Consider the following 21,296-nt stretch of genomic DNA (forward strand, 5'->3'; position numbering starts at 1 on the left):
GCAGGACCGAACGTTGACAGGGGGTGTCGGCCTCATCTGGGCACAGTCGACCTCCGGTGTGATCGGACGCGATGGTGGCATCCCGTGGCGGCTGCCCGAGGACCAGGCTCGGTTCAAGGAGCTAACCCTCGGTCAGACCGTGGTGATGGGCAGGCTCACCTGGGAATCGTTGCCGGCCAAGGTGCGACCGCTGCCGGGCCGACGCAATGTCGTCATCACCCGCGACCCGGACTACGTGGCCGACGGGGCAGAAGTGGTCACCGAACTGGGCGATGTCTTCCGGGGCTGGGTGATCGGTGGGGCGCAGATCTACGGGCAGGCGCTCGCGTTTGCAGACCGGTGTGAGGTCACCGAGATCGACATCGACCTGCCGCCCGCCGAGGGTGACGTGCTGGCACCGGTGCTCGACGAGTCGTGGGTGGGCACCGCCGGCGAGTGGCGGACCAGCAAGACGGGACTGCGCTACCGGTTCCACAGTTACCGGCGTCAGGCATAGTCGTTTGCGACGACGCGCAGGGAACTTGTCGGTGGGGTGAGGAACGATGGCGGGGTGGCCACTCTCACCGCGGCGCAGGCCCGCCGCATCGCCGTCGCTGCCCAGGGGTTTCGCGAAGCCAAGCCCAGCGCCGCGGTCAGCCGCGCCCATCTGCGCCGGTTGATCTCTCGGATCCAGGTGCTGCAGCTGGATTCGGTCTCCGTGGCGGTCCGCGCGCACTATGCGCCGGTGTTCAGCAGGCTCGGGCCGTATGACCGCGACGTGTTGGACCGGGCGGCCTGGTCGCACAATGCGCGTTCGCCGCGATTGTTGGTGGAGTACTGGGCCCATGAGGCGGCGCTGATGGCCGTTGAGGACTGGCCGCTGCTGCGGTGGCGTATGCGCGAGTACACCCACGGTCGGTGGGGTACCGAGATCGTGAAGAAGAACCCCAAGCTGGCCGAGGACATCGTCGCCACCATCGACGAGTTGGGACCGTCCACCGCCGGGCAGATCGAGGCGCATCTGGAGTCCGAGCCGCGCGGCCGCAAGGGTCCGTGGTGGGACCGCAGTGAGACCAAGTGGGTGGCCGAGGCGCTGTGGTCCTCGGGGGTGTTGACGACGGCGACACGCGTCGGGTTCGCCCGCCACTACGACCTCACCGAGAAGGTGCTGCCGCCAGAGGTGTTGGCCCGGGAGGTGAGCGACGACGACGCGGTGCGCGAATTGACCCTGCGCGCGGCCACCGCACTCGGCGTCGGCAGTGAAGCCGACATCCGCGACTACTTTCGGCTGGCGGCCAAGCAGGTCAAACCCGCGATCGCCAAGCTGGTCGCCGACGGCGAACTGGAGCCCGTCGAAGTCGATGGCCGGGCGGCCTACCTGCGTGCGGGACAGAAAGTGCCCGGCACGGACCGCGGGACGGCATTGCTCTGCCCATTCGACCCGCTCATCTTCTTCCGGCCACGGGTCGAGCGGCTGTTTAATTTCCACTATCGGATCGAGATCTACACGCCGGCGGCGAAACGTCAATTCGGTTACTACGTATGGCCGTTCATGCTCGACGGCCAACTTGTGGGGCGGGTGGATCTAAAACGCACCGACCGCGCACTGCAAGTGCCGGGCGCGTTCACCGAGGACGGGCAGGACCGGTCACGTGTGGCGGCCGCGCTGGCCGCCGAGCTGACGTCGATGGCCGGTTGGCTTGGGGTGGATGCGGTCGAGGTGGGGGACCGCGGTGACCTCGCCGACCCGTTACGTCGACAGTTCCTCTAGCTGCGGCGCTCGGCGGCCCCGAATAACGTTGGTGGCGAACACGATCGCGCCGATGATCAGCCAAACGATGCCGCCGATCTTCGCCAGCGCGTCGGCGTTGATCAGCACGTAGCCGATGATCATGAACCCCACGACTGGCACGACCAGGTGCAGAATGTAGTTCTTCGACTTCTTGCGCACCAGGTAGTACCACGCCACCGAGATGTGCAGCAGGCTGAACCCGAACAGGGCGCCGAAGTTCACCAGTGAGGAGATCAGGCCGATCTGGCCGACGAAGAACAGCACCAGCATCAGGCTCAGAGCGCTGACCACCAGGATCGCGGCGATGGGCACCTTGCGGGAGCTGATCGTGGACAGGAACGCGGGCAACTGACGGTCGCGGCTCATCGAGTAGAGGAGCCGGCTGGTGGCCGCCTGGGCGGCCATGGCGTTCGCGAAGCCGACGGCCAGCACATTCACGACGAAGAACGCGTTCATCCAGCCCGTGCTCGATGCGGCCTGCACCAGCAGGAAGAACGCATTGCCTGCTTCGTCGTCAGTGAACGACTCCCGACCGCCGGCCAACAGGCTGGCCAGCCAGGTCTGGGTGATGAACAGGAAGGCCACCACGAACAAGGCGATGATCATCGCGCGGCCGGCCGGGTTCTTCTTGCCGGTCGATTCCTCGGCGAGCGTCGAAATGCCGTCGAAACCCAGGAAACTCAGCACCGCAATGGACAGGGCGGCCGCGATCAACGGGGCGCTGACTACGTCGGAGTTCCAGATCGGCAACGTGCTCCACCCGACGTCTGGAAGTGACTGGCCGTTGATGGCGCGCACCGCGATGATGACGAACAGCACGACAAATACCAGCTCGACGGCCAAGAACAACCGGTTCACGATCTTGAGTGACCCGATCCCGAGCAGGTTGATGATCGTGTTCACGAGCACGAAGACGACGGCCCACACCCAGCGCGGGGTTTCGGGGAACAAGCCGACCATCGATTCGGCGGCGAAAACGTAGAGCAGCGTGGGGATCAACAGGTAGTCCAGCAGAATCGCCCAGCCGGCGAAGAAGCCGAGCCTCGGGTGGACACCGCGCCCCACATAGGCGAACACCGAACCCGCCAATGGGAACGACTTGGCCATCTGCGCGTAGGCCAGTGCGGTGAACACCATCGCGATCAGGCCGATCAGGTAGACCAGCGGCACCATGCCCGAGGCGCTGTTGTAGACGGTGCCGAAGATGGTCCACGGCGCGATCGGCACCATGAACACCAGGCCGTAGACGATCAGGTCGACGGTCGAGACTGACCGGCTGAGTTCCTGTTTGTAGCCGAACGATTCGAGGCTGCGCTGACCCTCACCAGTGGTGCGAGGCGCAGCATTTTCGCCAGTGTTGATGGCCATGACGATCCTGTCGGGTCGGGGGTTGGGTGTCAGACCCGGGCCGCGGCGGCCAGATCGTGCTGGTGAAGGAAATCTGCGATGACGCCGCGGAACTCCTCGGGCTTCTCCAGGTGCGTGCAGTGGCTGGTGTCGGGAAACACGTGACTGCGGGCGTCGGGAATCTTGTCGACGTACGGTTGCCAAGTGTGCGGGGTGGCCTCGTCGAACTCCCCGGCGACCACGAGCACGGGTGCGGTAACGGACGGCAGCCGGTCGATGATGGTCCAGTCGCGCAATGTACCGATGACATGAAACTCGTTGGGGCCGTTCATGGTGTGATACACCGTCGGCTCTGCTTCCATCTGTGCTTCGCTGTCGGCGAAGTCCTGGGGCATCGGCTCGACCCGGCACACATGGCGACGGTAGAACTCCAGCGTCGCGGCCAGATACTCGGGATCGGTGACCGTCCCGGCCGCTTCGTGGCGCTCCAGCGCGTCCAGTGTCTGCGCGGGCAGTTGCGCGCGAAGCGCGGCAGCTCCCTCGACCCACAGCTGCATCGAGGCGGGGGAGTTGCAGATGGCCAGTGAAGTGAGACCTTCGGGTCCTCGGACGGCGATCTCGGCGCCGAGCATGCCACCCCAGGACTGACCCAGCACGTGGTAGCGGTCGATGCCCAGTGCGGTGCGGACCGCGTGGAACTCGTCCACGAACAGCTGGGGGTTCCAGAAATCGGCGGGCGCGTCGGGCAGGTGGGTGCTGTTGCCACAGCCGAGCTGGTCGTAGTGGATGACGGTGCGCCCGCTCTCGTCGGCCAGTGCGGCGAGGTTGGCGACGTAGTTGTGCGCCATTCCGGGACCGCCGTGCAAGACGAACAGCGGCAGCGCGCCGGGGCGGGCGGTTTCGGGCGTCGTGACCTGAACCCAGGTCTCGTGCCCGCGGAATGGCACCATACGGGTCGAACGTGGCATGACGGCCAGCATGAGACATCAAAGGTCTCATTGCAAGACCATTAACCGCGAAGTAACACAAGACATCGATACTCTAGGCATCGTGGGGGAACGAACGACGCAGTTGACGCACCTGACCGGCGCCGCAGTGCACGGCCTGCTGGAACGCGAGTTGGACTCCGCGTCACGAGTCGACGAGATCACCGATCGGCTGGTCACCGCCATCGCGCTCGGTGAATACCTGCCCGGAGCGCGGCTGCCTGCCGAGCGTGAACTCGCCGCGTCCCTGCGAGTAGGTCGGATGACCGTGCGCTCGGCCCTGGCCAGGCTTGTCGACCTCGGGTTGGTGGAGACCCGGCGCGGCCGTGGTGGCGGCTCGTACGTGCTCCAACAATGGCCCGACTCATCTACCACGGCGGTGGGGCGCACCCTGACCATGCGGGCCGATGAACTCCGTGACCGGTGTGACGCCATCTGCCGGATCCACGGCGCGGTATGCCGCGCGGCTGCGGAGTCCAGATCAGAGGGCGACGCGCAGATGCTGCGTGAGCGGCTGGAGACCTACCGGGCCGCCGAGAGCGGATTGCCCGCGCAGCAAGCAGACAGTGCGTTGCATCTGGCGATCATGGACACTGCCCGCAATGCCGTACTCAAACAGGTACTGCTCGAACTCGAAGCCTCGGTAAGCATCGCTGCGCCGGCACACCTGTGGGGAGAGCCCGCGACGATGCGGCAGATGGAACTGCGGGCGTTGCGCGAACACGAAGAACTCATCGGTGCGATCGCGGACGGTCGAGGTGACGACGCCGACGCGCTGGCCCGCGCCCACGTCGCGATCGACTTCGAACTCATCTCGGCCGCGATGCGCAGGGCCGGGGTGCTCACGGACTGACCGACCCTGAATCGGCGGTGCGGACCGCGCCTCAGATCATCCCAAGGGTCTCGATACACACCTCAGTCGATCCGAAACCGGTTGCTGGCGTTGTCCGCTGGCACCACTTTCCGCCCCGGCGCTTCTCCGTGCGAACCACGCGGCCATCCGTGTTGAAGGTGATCTCCAGCTCCATCAGCTGCCCGGTCTGGTCCGGACAGGGGTGCTCCCACACCATGGTGCGGATGTCCCCATTCGGACCGCTGTCGAAGATCAGCTCCCAATCCCGTTCATTGGCGCGTTCCCGCACCAGGTCGAGAATCTCGTAGCTCATTGTCCTTACCTCCACTACTGTCTGCTTCGCTCGATATGAGCAAGATGAATTGCGCCGCAACGACATCGGTAGGGCCGCTGCGGGGAGTATTTGCCCCTGCCGCTCTTGCCGCGCTTCTGCATTGCTCTTACGGCTGCCCGGGCCTCTCTTTCGCTGTGGAACGCGTGCTTGTAAGGGGTGGGGCAAGGTGACGGGGGCAATCGCGCAGGCGCGACACTCTGCGGCCTACCGGACACTGCGGTCCGGAATAACCTGCGTGACTGTGGCTCTCAGATCGGCACCCTCGGGTCCGGAGATCGACGTCTCCCTATCGAAGGTGGCTGTCCCGTCGCCATTGATGGTGAAGTTGCCGATCTGATCCTGGTCACCTCCGGTCACCTTGAAAACCACTGTGGTCTTGTCCGGCAGTGGATTGGCGCTGACGTACTGCGGATTGATGGTGTAGCGGTAATTGCATCCCGCCGAGCCGAAGCACTTCTGCTCGGTGACAATCACGCCGATGACGAAATCGGCCGGCACCGGGGGCACCGCGGTAGGAGTGTCAGGCACCGACGGGGAAGACGCCCATGCGGTGGAGCCGGTGCTGGTGCCGACGGATCGGTCTGGAGCGACACAGCCGACGGCCGTCAATGCCAGTCCGAACACAACTACGGCCAGAGTGTTTCGCTGCTCGGTGCTGTTCATGACGAGGTGTCCTTCCGGCGGCTGCCGACGGCATGTGCGGGCCCAGCCACCATGACGCCAATTGCATTGGCGGCAGCGGTCATCGCAATCGTGCGTAGCATGAAGAGACCTTCCTTTCGAGGTAGGTGGACCGGGTGGCGGGGCAGGGTTCCAAGCTGTGATCCCGCCACCCGGTGTTCGGGGGAACAGGACAGTAAAAACCAACGGTCCGACAAGTACGTCAGGACGCGACTGCCGGTGGGCTGTCCGGTGAGTCAGCTGCTGCTTCGGTGAGCGCGGCGCCGAGGGATTCTCGCCACGCAACATCAACTACATGCGGGCGTTCACAGGGGCCTGGCCGGACGGGCAATTGTGCAAGCGGGCCTTGCGCAATTGACTTCTGCGCCGGTCGCCTGCGCACCAATTGAAGGCCTCAGCCGACTGCCCGCCTAGATTTAGGCCGGGATCTGATTCAGCACCGATGCCATGACATCGAAGACGACTGCAGTGTCTTCCCCGTTGACCTCAACGACAGGGACGAGTCGACTCTGACGGCCCGCTTCGACGCCGTCGAACTCCTCACCGACGGTGGCCCGAGCGAAGGTCGTTCCTTGAAACACCTCGCTGTAGCCAGCGTGATCTCCGAAGGTTGCCGGATTGGCACCAGTGGTCACGAGTTCCCTTGCGCGGTAGTCGAAACTCACCAAAACCTCGGTACCGTCGACGGTGAAGGAACACGACGTGAGGGATTGACCTTTCCAGTCGAAAACCACCTCCCGAGGCTGCTGCAATGTCGGCACCACTGCACATGGGGAGGCGTCGGTGAGGACGGTCACCGTTGTGTTTGGGGAGCTGCCCTGTTCTGGGTGTTCGGGCCATTCCGAGATCACCGCGCGCACCAACGACTCGCCGGTCGCGCATGCGTTGCGATCGCGTTCCATCGACACTCTCATGCGCACCGCGATCCCATTCTCGAAGGCGATGTCGTAGTTGCAGGCGCTTTCGACGAGTTGATCACGTACCTCGGGCGCAAGGGTTGAGGCAGCATCTGTTCGGCGTGCCTTGACGCCGTCGATGTCCACAATGGTGCCAAGCGTCGAGGTGAGAAAATCGTTTGGCGCGAGCGCAATTGACCAACTGACAGCAATCCCGCGCTCGGTGCCGTCATCCACGCGGGCTTCGCAAGAGGTCGAGTTCGACGACGTTCCGATCGCGCTGACGGTGCCGAACGACTCGAACGTCTGGCGATCGATCAATGCGCACGGATCGATCCCACGAGCCCACGTGATTGCCTCCGCTGGTGCCAACGCCGCTGGCGCCGCCGCAGTTTTGGACGGTGTTGTCGACGTGTCCGTGGCAGTTGAGCAACCAACCGCCAACAAGATCACTGCCGATATGGCGCAGGTGCGTCGCACGTTTGTCTCCCCCTGACGCCTGGACGACCCAGGCTCACCCCAAGAATCAAATCAGAATGCTCCCGTGGCGCTCGCGACTAGGAATGCCGGGATGAAAATGAGCAGTGACAGCGGTCCGGACAGGGTGCCGATGAATATTCCGTTTCCCGCCTGCCCCACCTTCCCAGGTCTCCGTGCGACGACGGCGGACGACGCCAGCACGACCAGGAAGAACGGTACGAGGAAGAAGATCGCTACGACGATCCATGGAAGGAAGATCCACGTCACGAAATCCACCACAAGGATGCCTGCCAGCGCGGCGACAAGCCAACTGGACCGTAGCGACAGTTCAACTGGTTGGCTGCGACGTCACTCACCATCGGATTATCCAAAAGCCGTAGACAATTCCCCCGAGGAGAACAACGGCGGATGATCCCGCGACACTGACGGCAAGGCCGTGGGCGCGCGACGACCGTGATGTCAGAAGCGAAACGGTTGTCAGCACCGCTGCGGGAGTGATGGTGACGGCGATCGCCAAGAATAGTGCGACCCCTGTCTCTTGGCTCACTTGACGAAGCGGATGTTTCAACCGACCGCGACGTAGGGCGGTTCAGATCCCGGTCCGAGCTATGGGCTTTGCTGCACCCCCGCAGCCAGCCCGGCGAATGCCGCATCGATCAGCCCGATGAGATCCGCGCCGTCGCTATCAGCCCACGCTGTGATTGCAGGCGTGATCGTGGCGAGCGCGGCCGCAGCCTGAACAGCACAGGCCAGGTCGGGAGAATCCAGGCCGGCGCGGCGGGCCAGTGCTCGGGCGAACAAAGCTCGGGTCTCGTCCTGCGCGAGCACATTTCGCGCCCGTAACGCCGAATTGCCCAGGACGAGCCTGGTCCGCTGCAGCAGCGGTTCACGGTCGGTGCTAAGAACGATCTCCAACCCGGCGCGGATTGCGTGGTGAATCGCCGCGAGTGGAGGCTCTGAGGCCGGTCGAGCGGCGATCAGTTCTTCGATCATCGGGTCGTATTCGTCGTACTCGACGACTTCTTCCTTGCGAGGGAAGTACCGGAAGAAGGTCATGTGGGAGACACCGGCCGCTGCCGAAATCTCTTCGACAGTCGTTGCGTCGTAGCCTTTCTCGGCGAACAGGCGCAATGCTTGGTCCTGAATCGCCTGACGGGTGGCCGCCTTCTTGCGTTCCCGCCAGTCCGTCACGGCCTGCCCAACGTCGTGGCGAGCCAGGCGCGCAACGCCGCCGGATCCGAACCACGCCAAGCGAGATGCCCGTCGGGCCGCACCAACAGCGCGTCCCCGTCGTTGCGACAAGCCACGACATCCCCGAGTCGGTCGCGCGCCACATCGGCGAACGCGGACGGCCCGAGCACCGCCCACGACGGTCCAAGTGCGTCGTACAACCGGACCGTCGACCCGTCGGCGCGCACGCACTTCTGATCGGCCATCCGATCACCCGTACGCAATCCAGGCAGCCAACGTGGCCCGCTCCGATACGAAATCTGAAGCTGTGATGACTTTTCCGCGATCCGTCGCCGCATCCACGAGCGGTTCAACAGCGGTATGGCGATGTGGTCGCGGACAAGTCGCGCCGCCCGGCCCTGCCCGACAACGATCTCGGTCAGACCGCTCGTCGTCTGCAGCACATCCCTGGCGACGGGGCGCCGTTCTGCCTCGTAGGTGTCGAGCAGCGTTGCGTCGGCGCGACCGGCGACGACGAGCGCGAGTTTGAACGCAAGGTTCTCGCCGTCGCCGATGCCGGTGTTCATGCCTTGTCCGCCGAACGGACTGTGAATGTGGGCGGCATCGCCGGCCAGCAGCACTCGGCCGCGTCGGTAGGTGTCGGCCAGGCGGCGCTGGATCCGGAACGACGACGTCCAGACCACCGAAGCGATCGTGGCACCGGCCTCGTCGCGAAGCCGGGACGCCATGTAGCCCACGATCTGGTCCGGGCCGGCTTCGTCCGGCATGTCCAGGGGAGCAGGAGCCATCAGACGCCAGAGGTCGTCTCCCGGCAGCGGGAAAGCGGCAAGCATCTTCGTGCCACTGACCCAAGCGGTGGCACCCTCCCGCGTCTGCGTGAGGTCGGCATGCACATCGGCCAGCAGGAATCGCTCGATGATCGGTACGCCCGGAAACTCGATGTCCGATGATTTACGGACGACACTGTGCGCGCCGTCGGCTCCGACGATCCAGCCCGCACGTATCTCGGCGTCACCGATCCGCAGTGTGACGCCGTCCTGATCGGCAACCAAGCCGGTGACCGCGCGTCCCCATTCGACTGTTCCGCCAAGCGCAGTGAGTCGATCGCGCAGCGCCTGCTCGATATCGGCCTGCGACATCAACAGAGCAGCAGGCCCGTGCAGCCGGGTAGGCCGACCGATGGGCAGGCTGGCCAGCGGGCGCCCGTCAACGTTGACGTCCACCCGTTGCACCGGCAGGCCGCGCATCGGCAGATCACCGAGTGCGCCCAGCCGATCGAGCACTTCGACACCCCGTGGCTGCAGGCCCAGGGCGCGTGACGTCACCGCCGGAGCGTCGGCCTTGTCGAGGACCCGTACCGAGACACCGGCCGCTTGTAGGCCGCAGGCCAGCGTGAGTCCGGTTGGTCCAGCCCCTACCACCACGACGTCCGCGTTCATATCCACTCCGTATGTTAGTTACTAACATGTTAGCGACTAACGCACGGAATACAAGGTCGGCAACAGTAAGGTGAGCGCGTGGCCGAGATTGCGCCGCTGCGCGTACAACTGATCGCCCGGACCGAGTTCCAGGCGCCGCCGGACGTGCCGTGGGAAACCGATGCCGACGGTGGCGAGGCGCTCACCGAGTTCGCCGGCCGAGCCTGTTATCAGAGTTGGTCGAAGCCGAATCCGAAGACCGCCACCAACGACGGCTACATCAAGCACATCATCGACGTCGGGCATTTCTCGGTGCTCGAGCACGCCTCGGTGTCGTTTTACATCACCGGAATCTCGCGCTCGGCAACCCACGAGCTGATCCGGCATCGGCACTTCTCCTACTCGCAGCTGTCGCAGCGGTACGTGCCGGAGCATGACGCCGAGGTGGTGGTGCCGCCCGGTTTCGAGGACGATCCGGAGCTGGTCGAGATCTTCGCCACAGCTGCCGACGCCAGCCGCGCCGCCTACACCGAACTGCTCTCGAAGCTCGAGGCGAAGTTCATCGGCGATCAGGCCGCTGGAAGTTCCGCCGTGCTGCGCCGCAAGCAGGCCCGGCAGGCCGCCCGCGCGGTCCTGCCGAACGCCACCGAAACCCGCATCGTCGTGACCGGCAACTACCGCGCCTGGCGGCATTTCATCGCAATGCGCGCCAGTGAGCACGCCGACGTCGAGATCCGCCGGCTGGCCATCGCCTGCCTGCGGCAACTCGTAGACGTCGCCCCCGCGGTGTTCTCCGATTTCGACATCTCGACGCTGGCTGATGGCACAGAGGTGGCAAGCTCCCCGCTCGCGACAGAAGCGTGACACCGAGCAGGTAATCTTGTTGCCCGTGAGCACCAGCGGCATCGACGTAACCGCCCAGTTGGGCACCATGCTGACCGCTATGGTGACGCCGTTCAAGCCCGATGGGTCGCTCGACCTCGATGCTGCGGCCCGGTTGGCTGCTCACCTCGTAGACGCCGGATGCGATGGGTTGGTGCTGTCGGGCACCACCGGCGAATCGCCGACGACCACCGACGACGAGAAGCTGGCCCTGCTGCGTGCGGTGCTGGAAGCCGTCGGAGATCGCGCCCGGGTCATCACCGGAGCCGGCAGCTATGACACCGCCCACAGCGTCGACCTTGCCAAGGCTTGCGCCGCCGAGGGTGCGCATGGGCTGCTCGTGGTCACCCCGTACTACTCGCGGCCTCCGCAGGCGGGGTTGATCGCACACTTCACGACGGTCGCCGACGCCACCGAGTTGCCGGTGCTGCTCTACGACATCCCGGCGCGCTCGTCCATCCCGATCGCCTGGGACACCATTCGCACGCTTGCCGAGCACCCGAACATCGTGGGCGTCAAAGACGCCAAGGGCGATCTGCCCGGCGGCGGCCAGATCATCGCAGAGACCGGGCTTGTCTACTACTCGGGCGATGACGCGCTGAACCTGCCGTGGCTGGCGATGGGCGCGGTTGGATTCGTCAGCGTGTGGGGTCACCTGGCTGCCGGCCAATTGCGGGATATGTTGTCCGCGTTCAACTCCGGTGATATCGCCACCGCACGCAAGATCAACGTCACGTTGGCCCCGCTGGCAGCAGCTCAGGCCCGGCTGGGTGGCGTGACAATGTCCAAGGCGGGGTTGCGACTGCAGGGATTCGAGGTCGGCGAACCGCGGTTGCCGCAGATTCCGGCTTCGCCCGACGAGGTCGAGGCTCTCGCCGCCGACCTGCGCGCGGCTACGGTGTTGCGGTAGATGAGTACCGATCTCGCGCCGCCCGCACCGCTGGCTCCTGGCGGTCTGCGGGTCACCGCGCTGGGCGGGATCAGCGAGATCGGCCGAAACATGACCGTTTTCGAGCACCTCGGCCGGTTGCTCATCGTGGATTGCGGGGTGCTGTTCCCCGGGCACGACGAACCCGGCGTGGACCTGATCCTGCCCGATCTGCGTCATGTCGAACATCGCCTTGACGACGTCGAGGCCCTTGTCGTCACGCATGCGCACGAGGATCACATCGGCGCGATCCCGTTCCTACTCAAATTGCGGCCCGACATCCCGGTCGTCGGGTCCAAGTTCACCATCGCGCTGATCCGCGAGAAGTGCCGTGAGCACCGCATCAAACCGGTGTTCGTCGAGGTGGGCGAGCGCCAAAGCAGCAGGCACGGGGTGTTCGAGTGCGAATACTTCGCGGTCAACCACTCGATTCCGGGCTGCCTCGCCGTCGCCATCCACACCGGGGCGGGCACGGTGCTGCACACGGGCGACATCAAGCTCGACCAGCTGCCGCTGGACGGCCGCCCCACCGACCTGCCCGGGATGTCACGGCTCGGCGACGCCGGGGTCGACCTGTTCCTCTGTGACTCAACCAATTCCGAGATTCCGGGCGTCAGCCCGTCGGAGAGTGAGATCGGCCCGACGCTGCACCGGCTGATCCGCGGCGCCGACGGCCGGGTGATCGTCGCGTGCTTCGCCTCGAATGTCGATCGTGTGCAACAGATCATCGACGCCGCCGTGGCGCTGGGCAGGCGGGTGTCGTTCGTTGGTCGGTCGATGGTGCGCAACATGGGTATCGCCCGCGAGTTGGGTTATCTGCGGGTCGACGATTCCGACGTCCTCGAGATCGGTGCCGCAGAGATGATGCCGCCGGATCGGGTTGTGCTGATCACCACCGGAACCCAGGGTGAGCCGATGGCCGCTCTGTCGCGTATGTCGCGGGGCGAGCATCGCAGCATCACGTTGACGTCGGGCGATCTGATCATCCTCTCGTCGTCGCTGATCCCGGGCAACGAGGAGGCCGTTTACGGGGTCATCGACGCGCTCGCCAAGATCGGGACCCGCGTCGTCACCAATGCCCAAGCGCGCGTGCACGTTTCCGGTCACGCGTACGCCGGCGAGCTGCTGTTCCTCTACAACGGCGTCCGGCCCCGCAATGTGATGCCGGTGCACGGCACCTGGCGGCACCTGCGTGCCAACGCTGCACTGGCGGCCCGCGCCGGCGTACCTCCGGAGAACATCGTGTTGGCCGAGAACGGTGTCAGCGTCGATCTGGTGGCCGGCAAGGCGTCGATTTCCGGCGCTGTGACGGTGGGCAAGATGTTCGTCGACGGGTTGATCACCGGCGATGTCGGCGATGCCACTCTCGGCGAACGCCTCATCCTGACTTCGGGTTTCATCGCCGTGACGGTGGTCGTCCACCGGGGTACCGGCCGGCCTGCCGGTCCCGCGCACCTGCATTCGCGGGGATTCTCCGAAGACCCCAAGGCGCTGGAACCGGTGGCGCGCAAGGTGGAGCGCGAGCTGGAAACCCTTGCCGCCGACAATGTCACCGATCCGACACGGATCGCGCAGGCCGTGCGTCGCACAATCGGCAAGTGGGTGGGGGAGACCTACCGGCGCCAGCCGATGATCGTGCCAACTGTGATCGAGATCTAGCCCGCCAATAGCAGGATTCCGCCGGTCAACAAGGCGAGGACCTTGACGGTTTCCAGCGCGACATAGGCGTAGTGGGCACGTGAGCGCCCGGAGTCTTCGCCGGCCAGCACCGCATTGGAGCGACGTGTCAACCGGGGCCGCACCGCGAGCAGTTGCACCGCCAGCGTCAGCACGGCAATCCCGATGGCCACGCTGACGGCCGGCTGCGGGGGGTCGATCGTCACTGCAACGAGAATGCCTGCGGCAAAAGCGATTTCGACGGCGTTGAGCGCCCGGAACACCAGCCGACCGATGCCGAGCCCGACTTGCAGGGTTACCCCGGGTGCGCGGAACTTGAGTGGTGCCTCCAAGAACGAGATCGCCAACACCATGCCGAGCCAACAGAATATGGCGGCAACTGCGACGGCAGCGGGGGCGTTCATCGGACTTCTCCATTCGCGGTGAGGTGAGCCAGGCACATGTCGGGCTCGACGAAGGCCTCCAGTCGATCAACGGTGAGCGGCGCCTGCCAGCTTTCCAGCGCACCCTGCATCAGTCCCAGGTGGATCGAGCACACCACCGCAGCGGGCGTCGTCGCGAGTTCGAGGAACGGGCAGTGCCGCAACCTCAGTTCGCCGGCCACCGGCGGCTCGGGCGCGAAGCCGAATTCTTCGAGCAGTCCGACCATGGCGTCGAGAGGGGAGTCGGTCGCCGGGCGCTCCACAGTGCGTCCCCACGTGCGCCCGATCTCGAGTGCTTTGGCGGCCGGGTTCTCATCAGCGGCGAGTCCCTGGATGAGGATCTCGGCGAGCATCCGGTAGCGCGTCGGCCCGTGAGGGTCCATCCGGCGGATCGCCCGGTAGAGCTGGGGTGGACGGCCCGGGCCGCGGTGGTGCGGTTGGACGCGTTCGACTTGTCTGTTGTCGAGCAGGGTGTCCAGGTGAAACCGCACGGTATTGGCGTGCACCCCGAGTTGGGCGGCGATCTGCGCGATGCTCAACGGCGTGCGCGACGCCTTCAAGGCGGTCAGCACATCGATTCGGCGCCTTCCGACCGCGGAGACCATGAGCTAGAGTTTATACAACTCGATGTTGTAAAAACTAGGGCGATTCGAAACGCCCGGAGAAGGCGTCCCGATGGCTGACGATTTGGTGGACCGTGCGGATGTGGAGCTGATGTTGTGGCGGTTCTACGGCAGGGCGCTCAATGATCCGGTCCTCGCTGAGTCGTTCACCGAACTACGCAGCAAGGGTCTGGAATCCCATCTCCCCGTGATGTGCGATTTCTGGGAGACGGTCCTGTTCCGGGCGGGCCTCTACCGCGGCAACGCGTTGGTCGTGCACCGCGCGTTGCATGCCCAACATCCGTTGTCTGCACGCCATTTCGTGCGATGGCTCACCCTGTGGAATGAGACCGTCGACGATTTGTATCAGGGGCCGCATGCTGACCGTGCCAAGCTTCAGGCCGCCCGGATCGCCAAGGCGATGCACCGTCGACTGGCAGGCAAGGATGCGGCCGAACTAGACGCTTTGATTGCGTGCTAACGCTTTTCGGCGTACACAGTCCATTCGATCTGGGAAGCCTCGAGCCTGCGACCGGCCGGGCCGATGTAGTGCTGGGTGAGGTAGTCAGGCCCGGCCTGCTCCACCAGCTGCCACCCGTAGGGCTGGATGAATGATCCGACCTCGTCGGGGTTGAGTCCGAACTGCCACAGCTGCTGGCGGATCCGGAATCGCCGATACAGCGATTCAGCACCGTAACGGTTGGTGCCGTCGATGAAATCCCTTCGGACATGGGTGAACACCAGGCGACTGCCGGGCGCAGCGGTGCGCAGGAAACCGAACGTCTGCCCGACGCCGTCGGCGCTCAAGTACTGTGTGACGCCTTCCCAGACGAAGAAGGTGGTGGCTCGTACTGCTCGATGGCGGCCAGCGCCATCGGGCCGAAAGCGGTTTGAGCCGCAGCGTTGCGGCTCATCGCTTGTTGACGATGCCCGCATCCACCGGAAGGGTCACCCCGGTGACGTAACGAGCCTGATCGGACACCAGCCAGGCCACCGCGTTGGCGATGTCCTCGGACTGAACCATCGACACCGGAAGGGCGTTGCCCAGATTCGCCGGTACTTCGGCCTCCTCGGCGACCTGTGTCAGCCACGAGCGGGTGAACTCGTTGTTGATCATCGGCGTGTCGACACCCGTGGGATGGATCGAATTCACCCTGATGCTGTGCGGTGCGAGGTGGTTGGCGTAGGCACGCATCAACCCGACTATGCCGTGCTTGGCCGCGGTGTACCCGAGTGAACCGCGATCGCCACCCCCGATACCGATCAGGCCTGCCGCCGAGCTGATCAACACGATCGACCCGCCGTCGCCCTGTTCGATCATCGTCGGCATCGACACCTCGACGGTGTGGTGTACCCCGGTGAGATTCACGTCGACGACGTCGCGCCACCCCTCTGGCCCCGACTGCATCGGCGCGATCCCGGCATTGGCCACCACGATGTCGAGCCGCCCGAGTTCGTCGACGCCGGCCTTCAGCGCGGCGCCCAGGGCTGCTTCGTCGCGAACATCGGCCCGCTGCGCGACGATCCGCGCGCCGGTGTCCTCGACGAGTTTGACCGTGGCGGCCAGGTCGTCGGGTGTAGCCATCGGATAGGGGACCGACGCGATCTGGTCACACAGATCCACCGCGATGATGTCGGCTCCGTCGGCGGCCAGTCGGAGCGCCTCGGCGCGGCCCTGGCCGCGCGCGGCACCCGTGATGAATGCGACCTTGCCTTTCAGGGGACCGTCGGCAGTCATCAGGGACGCAGCTGGCCCTTGGCAGGGTCGCCGGCGACAACGGGCTGCAGCATCTTGATGTCGGGCGCGCCGTCGAGCAGGTCGCCGACGGTCCCGAACAGGGTGCCGATGGCGGGGGCCGAGCTGTGGGTTTTGAGTGCCTCGGCGTCGGCCCACTGCTCGATGAAGACGAACGTGCCGTCGGCCTCGTGCAGTGAATAGAGCTCGCAGCCGGGCTCGTCGTGCACTGCCTTGATGGCCTTGGTGCAGGCTTCCCGGACCGCGTCCACGGACTCGGGCTTGGCCTTCATGGTGGCGACGACGACAACAGGCATATGCAGAGAACTCCTCGATGAGAACCAAAGCTGGACGACTGTCCACCCTAGCGACAAACCGCGTGAGATCGGTTCGTATAGCTAAGTTGTTATCGATATGAGCTTGTGACCTGTGTGGCAGATGGTGAATTTGAGGCATATGCGACTAGGCTTGCACCCATGGCTAACAAGACCGCTGCCCGATCTGGAGCGCGTTCGAGCAGGTCAAAGGCCGGTTCGCAGAGCGGGGCCCGGCGTAAGGCGCCGACGCGCCCCGCCCCGCCACGGCGCACGCCCGCCCGGAAGTCGCACGGCTCGCCGGTGGCGGCCGCAGGTCAGAAGCTCGGCCGCGGTGCCCGCGCCGGATGGCTGATGCTGGCCAAAGGCGCCGGTTCGACCGCCCGTTCGGTCGGACGCGCCCGAGACATCGAACCCGGCCACCGCCGTGACGGCATCGCGCTGGCGTTGCTGGGCATCGCGGTCGTCGTCGCCGCCAGCTCATGGTTCGACGCCGCCCGTCCGGTGGGCGCGTGGATCGACACCGCGCTGCGGACGCTGATCGGCGGACCCGTCGTACTCGTCCCGATCGTGCTCGGCGCGATCGCCGTCACCCTGATGCGTACCGAGCCCGACCCGGAATCGCGGCCCCGGCTGATTCTCGGGACGGCCATGATCGCGCTACCTGCGTTAGGCCTGTGGCATCTGTGGTCGGGATCGCCCGTCGACCCCATCGCGCGCCAGCAGGGCGCCGGCTTCCTCGGATTCGCCATGGGTGGCCCACTGTCCGACGGCCTGACCCCCTGGATCGCTGCACCGTTGCTGTTCATCGCCGTGCTGTTCGGCGTGCTGCTGGTCACCGGAACGACGATCCGAGAGGTGCCGTCGACGGTCCAGGCGATGTTCAGCACCCGGATGTTCCGTGACGACGACGGCTACTACGACGACGAGTACGACGAGTACGCGGATGCCGACACCGAGGATTTCTCCGACGGCTACTACGACGCTCCGGCCGACGACCAGGCGCAGACCTGGCCGACCTCGGACACCAAAGCCATCGAGGCTCCCAAGGCGCCGGCAGGCACCCCGATGGACAACTACCCGCTGGAAGACGCGCCGACCGTACCGGAGCCCGCCGTCAAGCCACGCGGGAAGAAGGCCGGTGCGGCCAAGAAGCCCGACGACACCCTGGTTCTCGACCGTATCGTCGAGGGCCCGTACGTTCTGCCCCCGCTGGACCTGCTGATCGCGGGTGACCCGCCGAAGCTGCGGACGGCCGCCAACGACCAGATGGAAGCCTCCATCACCTCGGTATTGGAGCAGTTCAAGGTGGACGCCGCGGTCACCGGCTGCACTCGTGGGCCGACCGTCACCCGCTACGAGGTCGAGCTCGGCCCCGGCGTCAAGGTCGAGAAGATCACCGCGTTGCACCGCAACATCGCCTACGCGGTGGCCACCGAGAGCGTCCGGATGCTGGCGCCGATCCCCGGTAAGTCAGCCGTCGGCATCGAGGTTCCCAACACCGACCGGGAGATGGTGCGGCTTTCCGATGTACTCACCGCACCCAGCACCCGGCGCGACCACCACCCGCTGGTGATCGGGCTGGGCAAGGACATCGAGGGCGACTTCATCTCGGCGAACCTGGCCAAGATGCCGCACCTGCTGGTGGCCGGCTCCACGGGTTCGGGCAAGTCCAGCTTCGTCAACTCGATGCTGGTGTCGCTGTTGGCCCGGGCCACCCCCGAGGAGGTCAGGATGATCCTGATCGACCCGAAGATGGTGGAACTCACGCCGTACGAAGGCATTCCGCACCTCATCACACCGATCATCACGCAGCCCAAGAAGGCCGCAGCCGCGCTCGCCTGGCTGGTCGAGGAGATGGAGCAGCGCTACCAGGACATGCAGGCCTCCCGGGTCCGCCACATCGACGTGTTCAACGAGAAGGTGCGCTCCGGCGAGATCACCACACCGCTGGGCAGTGAGCGTGTCTACAAGCCCTACCCGTACATCCTGGCCATCGTCGACGAGCTCGCCGACCTGATGATGACCGCGCCGCGTGACGTCGAAGACGCCATCGTGCGGATCACCCAAAAGGCTCGGGCAGCTGGTATTCACCTGGTCCTGGCCACGCAACGGCCGTCGGTGGATGTCGTGACGGGGCTGATCAAGACCAACGTGCCGTCACGGCTGGCGTTCGCCACCTCGTCACTCACCGACAGCCGCGTCATCCTGGACCAGGCAGGCGCCGAGAAGCTGATCGGTATGGGTGACGGACTGTTCCTGCCGATGGGCGCCAACAAGCCGATCCGTCTGCAGGGTGCGTTCATCACCGACGAGGAGATCCACGCCGTCGTCGAGGCCACCAAGGAACAGGCCGAGCCGGAGTTCGTCGACGGGGTCACCAAGGCCAAGCCGAGCGGGGAACGCACCGACGTCGATCCCGATATCGGCGACGACATGGACGTCTTCCTACAGGCCGTCGAACTCGTGGTGTCGTCACAGTTCGGCTCTACCTCAATGCTGCAGCGCAAGCTGCGGGTCGGGTTCGCCAAGGCGGGCCGGTTGATGGATCTGATGGAGACCCGCAACATCGTCGGCCCGTCCGAGGGCTCCAAGGCGCGCGAGGTGTTGGTCAAGCCCGACGAACTGGCGGGCACCCTGGCGCTGATCCGGGGCGGCGCCGACGCCAACGGTGCCGACGCCGAAGACGACGACGAGGAATTCTGAGGCCTAGAGCGTCAACAACATCCGGGTGTTGCCCAACGTGTTGGGTTTGACGTAGGACAGGTCGAGGAACTCGGCCACGCCGGTGTCGTAGGAGCGGCGCATCTCCTCGAACACCTCCGCGGTCACCGGGGTGCCGTCGATCTCCTCGAAACCGTGCTTGGTGAAGAAGTCGACTTCGAAGGTCAACACGAAGATCCGCTGCAGGTGCAGGTCGCGAGCGACCTCAAGCAGTCGCTCCACCAGCAGATGCCCGACTCCGGCGCCACGGACCCTCGGGTGCACCGCGACTGTGCGCACCTCACCCAGGTCGGCCCATAACACGTGCAGGGCGCCGCACCCGACGAGTTCGCCGTCGAGTTCGACGACCCAGAATTCCTGGACCGCCTCGTACAACGTCACCAGGTTCTTCTCCAGCAGAATCTTCCCGGCGTAGATGTCGACGAGGTTCTTGATGGCGGAAACATCGGAGGTGCGGGCGCGTCTCACCACAGGGCGCGAAGCCGCTTCTGCTTGGCCTGGATTCACGCCTCCGTTCACAGGTGGAGAGTATCGGTCTCGGCAACGGATATTCTGTTGCGGTGCCGGGCCAGCCTCCTACCGATCCGGTGGTCCCGCGCGCGCGCGTGGCCAACCTCGCCAACATGCTCACCGGTGTGCGGCTGGTGCTCGTGCCGGTGTTCCTGGTGCTGTTGTTCGTCGACGGCGGCCACGAAACGACTTGGCGCCTAGCTGCTTTCGCGGTGTTCGCGGTGGCGGTGATCACCGACCGGTTCGACGGGGCATTGGCCCGTAGCTACGGCATGGTGACCGAGTTCGGCACACTCGCCGACCCCATCGCCGACAAGGCACTGATCGGTGCGGCGCTCGTCGGTTTGGCGATGCTGGGCGATCTGCCATGGTGGATGACCGCGGTAATCCTGACACGTGAGATAGGAATCACCGTGCTGCGTTTCGCGGTGCTGCGTCACGGCGTGATTCCGGCCAGCCGCGGCGGCAAGCTCAAGACCCTGGTGCAGGCAGTCGCAATCGGGCTGTTCGTGTTGCCGCTGCAGTCCTGGCCGAGTCTCTGGCTGACGGTGGCGTGGGTGACCATGTGGGCGGCCGTGGTGCTGACTGTCCTTACCGGTGTCGACTACGTGATTTCGGCGATCAGGGACTCCCGTGGACGACCCGCTCGTCACTGAAGATGCTCGCGCGCTGGTCGCTGACCTCACGGTGCACGGCCAAAGCGTGGCCACCGCAGAGTCGCTGACAGCGGGCCTGCTCGCTGCCACGCTGGCAGGCGTGCCCGGTGCCAGTGCGGTGTTGCACGGCGGCCTGATCACCTACACCGAGGACACCAAGATCTGGTTGGCCGGTGTGGCGCCGCAAGTGCTCGACGCCGTCGGTCCGGTCGCCGCTCCCACCGCACGCGCATTGGCCGTCGGAGCCCGTCAACGCTGCGCGGCCACCTGGGGCGTCAGCCTCACCGGGGTGGCCGGGCCCGAACCGCATGGTGGGCATCCGGCAGGCACGGTGTTTCTGGGGCTCGCCGGTCCGATGGACACCGAGGTCGTCGAACTCGCGCTGTCCGGTTCCCGCTGGGATATCCGGCTGGCCGCGGTCAATGAGGCGATCGCCCGGTTGCGGGCGCTGGTCGAACAGCAATAGTTGGCTCAGTCGGGAACCATCCGGGTGGGTTTCAGCGTTTTGCAGATAGCGAACCGCTGACGGCCACCGAAGGAGGGCACTATGACGGCATTGCTGCGCGAGGTGATTGGCGACGTGCTGCGCAACGCCCGTACCGAGCAGGGACGCACCCTGCGGGAGGTGTCCGACGCGGCCCGGGTCAGCCTCGGTTATCTGTCCGAGGTGGAGCGTGGCCGCAAGGAGGCTTCGAGCGAACTGCTCAGCTCCATCTGCGATGCGCTCGATATTCCGTTGTCGCGGGTGCTGACCGATGCCGGGGACGGCATGGCGCGCCGCGAACGCGATGCCGTCGCGGCCAACCTCGCCCACGTCGCGCACATCGATGCCGCGACCAAGGTGGTCATCCCGCAGGTCGTCTCGATGGCAGTGGCCTGACCGCAAGGT

The 21,296-nt window shown here is 65.5% G+C and carries 24 protein-coding genes and 1 pseudogene; 11 read left to right on the forward strand and 14 right to left on the reverse strand.

What is annotated here, in order from left to right; genetic code table 11:
• The first annotated feature begins 13 nt into the window (after positions 1-13).
• Positions 14-496, forward strand: a complete 483-nt coding sequence (locus tag ABQF30_RS07800; protein ID WP_448462211.1) for a dihydrofolate reductase — start codon at positions 14-16, stop codon at positions 494-496.
• Between the two features lie 54 nt (positions 497-550).
• The gene (locus tag ABQF30_RS07805; protein ID WP_448462212.1) at positions 551-1,750 is read left to right on the forward strand and encodes a winged helix-turn-helix domain-containing protein; all 1,200 of its coding nucleotides are present in this window, start codon (positions 551-553) and stop codon (positions 1,748-1,750) included.
• Here the strand turns inward: ABQF30_RS07805 and ABQF30_RS07810 are convergent.
• Positions 1,730-3,139 (reverse strand): APC family permease, encoded by a 1,410-nt coding sequence (locus ABQF30_RS07810; protein ID WP_448462213.1) that lies wholly within the window; start codon positions 3,137-3,139, stop codon positions 1,730-1,732. The genes ABQF30_RS07805 and ABQF30_RS07810 overlap by 21 nt on opposite strands.
• Before the next feature lie 29 nt (positions 3,140-3,168).
• Entirely contained in the window at positions 3,169-4,098 is a 930-nt protein-coding gene (locus tag ABQF30_RS07815; protein WP_448462214.1) for a proline iminopeptidase-family hydrolase, read from the reverse strand.
• Positions 4,099-4,168: 70 nt separating this feature from the next.
• Between ABQF30_RS07815 and ABQF30_RS07820 the strand changes: the two genes are divergently transcribed.
• The gene (locus ABQF30_RS07820; protein WP_448462215.1) at positions 4,169-4,957 is read left to right on the forward strand and encodes a FadR/GntR family transcriptional regulator; all 789 of its coding nucleotides are present in this window, start codon (positions 4,169-4,171) and stop codon (positions 4,955-4,957) included.
• Between the two features lie 31 nt (positions 4,958-4,988).
• Here ABQF30_RS07820 and ABQF30_RS07825 read toward each other — a convergent pair whose 3' ends face one another.
• The 6 genes from ABQF30_RS07825 to ABQF30_RS07850 all read right to left on the reverse strand — a co-directional run bounded on the left by ABQF30_RS07825 (position 4,989) and on the right by ABQF30_RS07850 (position 9,978).
• Positions 4,989-5,270: a hypothetical protein gene (locus ABQF30_RS07825; RefSeq protein ID WP_448462216.1), complete on the reverse strand. Its 282-nt coding sequence runs from the start codon at positions 5,268-5,270 to the stop codon at positions 4,989-4,991.
• A gap of 225 nt (positions 5,271-5,495) precedes the next feature.
• Positions 5,496-5,954, reverse strand: coding sequence for a hypothetical protein (locus ABQF30_RS07830; protein WP_448462217.1), 459 nt, complete (start codon positions 5,952-5,954; stop codon positions 5,496-5,498).
• 434 nt (positions 5,955-6,388) lie between these two features.
• The gene (locus ABQF30_RS07835) at positions 6,389-7,348 is read right to left on the reverse strand and encodes a DUF3558 family protein (RefSeq protein ID WP_448462218.1); all 960 of its coding nucleotides are present in this window, start codon (positions 7,346-7,348) and stop codon (positions 6,389-6,391) included.
• 51 nt (positions 7,349-7,399) lie between these two features.
• A complete protein-coding gene (locus tag ABQF30_RS07840) occupies positions 7,400-7,615 on the reverse strand; it encodes a hypothetical protein (protein ID WP_448462219.1) in 216 nt (71 codons plus the stop codon).
• A gap of 339 nt (positions 7,616-7,954) precedes the next feature.
• The gene (locus ABQF30_RS07845) at positions 7,955-8,539 is read right to left on the reverse strand and encodes an acyl-CoA-like ligand-binding transcription factor (RefSeq protein WP_448462220.1); all 585 of its coding nucleotides are present in this window, start codon (positions 8,537-8,539) and stop codon (positions 7,955-7,957) included.
• On the reverse strand, positions 8,536-9,978 hold the full coding sequence (locus ABQF30_RS07850) for an FAD-dependent monooxygenase (protein WP_448462221.1): 1,443 nt from the start codon (positions 9,976-9,978) through the stop codon (positions 8,536-8,538). The genes ABQF30_RS07845 and ABQF30_RS07850 overlap by 4 nt, the downstream gene beginning before the upstream one ends.
• Positions 9,979-10,056: 78 nt before the next feature.
• Here ABQF30_RS07850 and thyX point away from each other — a divergent pair, with 78 nt between their 5' ends.
• From thyX to ABQF30_RS07865, 3 genes are read left to right on the forward strand one after another with little or no spacing between them, the layout of a single operon-like run.
• Positions 10,057-10,821, forward strand: coding sequence for an FAD-dependent thymidylate synthase (thyX, locus tag ABQF30_RS07855; RefSeq protein WP_448462222.1), 765 nt, complete (start codon positions 10,057-10,059; stop codon positions 10,819-10,821).
• 19 nt (positions 10,822-10,840) lie between these two features.
• Positions 10,841-11,749, forward strand: a complete 909-nt coding sequence (gene dapA, locus ABQF30_RS07860) for a 4-hydroxy-tetrahydrodipicolinate synthase (protein ID WP_448463524.1) — start codon at positions 10,841-10,843, stop codon at positions 11,747-11,749.
• The gene (locus ABQF30_RS07865) at positions 11,750-13,426 is read left to right on the forward strand and encodes a ribonuclease J (RefSeq protein ID WP_448462223.1); all 1,677 of its coding nucleotides are present in this window, start codon (positions 11,750-11,752) and stop codon (positions 13,424-13,426) included. It abuts the gene before it with no gap.
• Here ABQF30_RS07865 and ABQF30_RS07870 read toward each other — a convergent pair.
• Complete coding sequence (locus ABQF30_RS07870) at positions 13,423-13,848, reverse strand: hypothetical protein (RefSeq protein WP_448462224.1); 426 nt, start codon at positions 13,846-13,848, stop codon at positions 13,423-13,425. The two genes, ABQF30_RS07865 and ABQF30_RS07870, sit on opposite strands and share 4 nt — an antisense overlap.
• Entirely contained in the window at positions 13,845-14,471 is a 627-nt protein-coding gene (locus tag ABQF30_RS07875) for a helix-turn-helix transcriptional regulator (RefSeq protein WP_448462225.1), read from the reverse strand. Before ABQF30_RS07875 ends, ABQF30_RS07870 begins: the two co-directional genes overlap by 4 nt.
• 70 nt (positions 14,472-14,541) lie before the next feature.
• On the opposite strand from ABQF30_RS07875, the gene ABQF30_RS07880 reads away from it, so the two are divergent.
• Positions 14,542-14,949, forward strand: coding sequence for a group III truncated hemoglobin (locus ABQF30_RS07880; protein WP_448462226.1), 408 nt, complete (start codon positions 14,542-14,544; stop codon positions 14,947-14,949).
• On the opposite strand, the pseudogene ABQF30_RS07885 reads toward ABQF30_RS07880, so the two are convergent.
• The 3 genes and pseudogenes from ABQF30_RS07885 to ABQF30_RS07895 form a co-directional block, all read right to left on the reverse strand.
• Positions 14,946-15,305, reverse strand: a pseudogene (locus ABQF30_RS07885) (class I SAM-dependent methyltransferase); the annotation flags it as partial. The gene ABQF30_RS07880 and the pseudogene ABQF30_RS07885 overlap by 4 nt on opposite strands.
• A gap of 73 nt (positions 15,306-15,378) precedes the next feature.
• Entirely contained in the window at positions 15,379-16,206 is an 828-nt protein-coding gene (locus tag ABQF30_RS07890; RefSeq protein ID WP_448462227.1) for a mycofactocin-coupled SDR family oxidoreductase, read from the reverse strand.
• Positions 16,206-16,520 (reverse strand): putative quinol monooxygenase, encoded by a 315-nt coding sequence (locus ABQF30_RS07895; RefSeq protein WP_448462228.1) that lies wholly within the window; start codon positions 16,518-16,520, stop codon positions 16,206-16,208. Before ABQF30_RS07895 ends, ABQF30_RS07890 begins: the two co-directional genes overlap by 1 nt.
• Before the next feature lie 159 nt (positions 16,521-16,679).
• Between ABQF30_RS07895 and ABQF30_RS07900 the strand changes: the two genes are divergently transcribed.
• Complete coding sequence (locus ABQF30_RS07900; RefSeq protein ID WP_448462229.1) at positions 16,680-19,223, forward strand: FtsK/SpoIIIE family DNA translocase; 2,544 nt, start codon at positions 16,680-16,682, stop codon at positions 19,221-19,223.
• A 3-nt stretch (positions 19,224-19,226) separates the two neighbouring features.
• On the opposite strand, the gene ABQF30_RS07905 is transcribed toward ABQF30_RS07900, so the two are convergent.
• Positions 19,227-19,748 carry an amino-acid N-acetyltransferase gene (locus tag ABQF30_RS07905; RefSeq protein WP_448463526.1) on the reverse strand — a complete coding sequence of 174 codons (522 nt, stop codon included), beginning with the start codon at positions 19,746-19,748 and terminating at the stop codon, positions 19,227-19,229.
• Between the two features lie 53 nt (positions 19,749-19,801).
• On the opposite strand from ABQF30_RS07905, the gene pgsA reads away from it, so the two are divergent.
• The 3 genes from pgsA to clgR all read left to right on the forward strand — a co-directional run bounded on the left by pgsA (position 19,802) and on the right by clgR (position 21,287).
• Positions 19,802-20,407 (forward strand): CDP-diacylglycerol--glycerol-3-phosphate 3-phosphatidyltransferase, encoded by a 606-nt coding sequence (gene pgsA / locus ABQF30_RS07910; RefSeq protein WP_448462230.1) that lies wholly within the window; start codon positions 19,802-19,804, stop codon positions 20,405-20,407.
• Positions 20,385-20,873 carry a CinA family protein gene (locus tag ABQF30_RS07915; protein ID WP_448462231.1) on the forward strand — a complete coding sequence of 163 codons (489 nt, stop codon included), beginning with the start codon at positions 20,385-20,387 and terminating at the stop codon, positions 20,871-20,873. The genes pgsA and ABQF30_RS07915 overlap by 23 nt, the downstream gene beginning before the upstream one ends.
• Positions 20,874-20,954: 81 nt before the next feature.
• Complete coding sequence (gene clgR / locus ABQF30_RS07920) at positions 20,955-21,287, forward strand: transcriptional regulator ClgR (RefSeq protein ID WP_448462232.1); 333 nt, start codon at positions 20,955-20,957, stop codon at positions 21,285-21,287.
• Positions 21,288-21,296 lie beyond the last annotated feature (9 nt).

This window comes from Mycolicibacterium sp. XJ870 (genome assembly GCF_053483975.1).

Bases quoted from the DNA above. Each gene is read 5' to 3' on its own strand.
- ABQF30_RS07810 (WP_448462213.1), bottom strand. From the start codon at position 3,139: ATGGCCATCAACACTGGCGAAAATGCTGCGCCTCGCACCACTGGTGAG.
- ABQF30_RS07815 (WP_448462214.1), bottom strand. From the start codon at position 4,098: ATGCTGGCCGTCATGCCACGTTCGACCCGTATGGTGCCATTCCGCGGG.
- ABQF30_RS07825 (WP_448462216.1), bottom strand. From the start codon at position 5,270: ATGAGCTACGAGATTCTCGACCTGGTGCGGGAACGCGCCAATGAACGG.
- ABQF30_RS07830 (WP_448462217.1), bottom strand. From the start codon at position 5,954: ATGAACAGCACCGAGCAGCGAAACACTCTGGCCGTAGTTGTGTTCGGA.
- ABQF30_RS07850 (WP_448462221.1), bottom strand. From the start codon at position 9,978: ATGAACGCGGACGTCGTGGTGGTAGGGGCTGGACCAACCGGACTCACG.
- ABQF30_RS07865 (WP_448462223.1), top strand. From the start codon at position 11,750: ATGAGTACCGATCTCGCGCCGCCCGCACCGCTGGCTCCTGGCGGTCTG.
- ABQF30_RS07870 (WP_448462224.1), bottom strand. From the start codon at position 13,848: ATGAACGCCCCCGCTGCCGTCGCAGTTGCCGCCATATTCTGTTGGCTC.
- ABQF30_RS07875 (WP_448462225.1), bottom strand. From the start codon at position 14,471: ATGGTCTCCGCGGTCGGAAGGCGCCGAATCGATGTGCTGACCGCCTTG.
- ABQF30_RS07880 (WP_448462226.1), top strand. From the start codon at position 14,542: ATGGCTGACGATTTGGTGGACCGTGCGGATGTGGAGCTGATGTTGTGG.
- ABQF30_RS07890 (WP_448462227.1), bottom strand. From the start codon at position 16,206: ATGACTGCCGACGGTCCCCTGAAAGGCAAGGTCGCATTCATCACGGGT.
- ABQF30_RS07895 (WP_448462228.1), bottom strand. From the start codon at position 16,520: ATGCCTGTTGTCGTCGTCGCCACCATGAAGGCCAAGCCCGAGTCCGTG.
- ABQF30_RS07900 (WP_448462229.1), top strand. From the start codon at position 16,680: ATGGCTAACAAGACCGCTGCCCGATCTGGAGCGCGTTCGAGCAGGTCA.
- clgR (WP_448462232.1), top strand. From the start codon at position 20,955: ATGACGGCATTGCTGCGCGAGGTGATTGGCGACGTGCTGCGCAACGCC.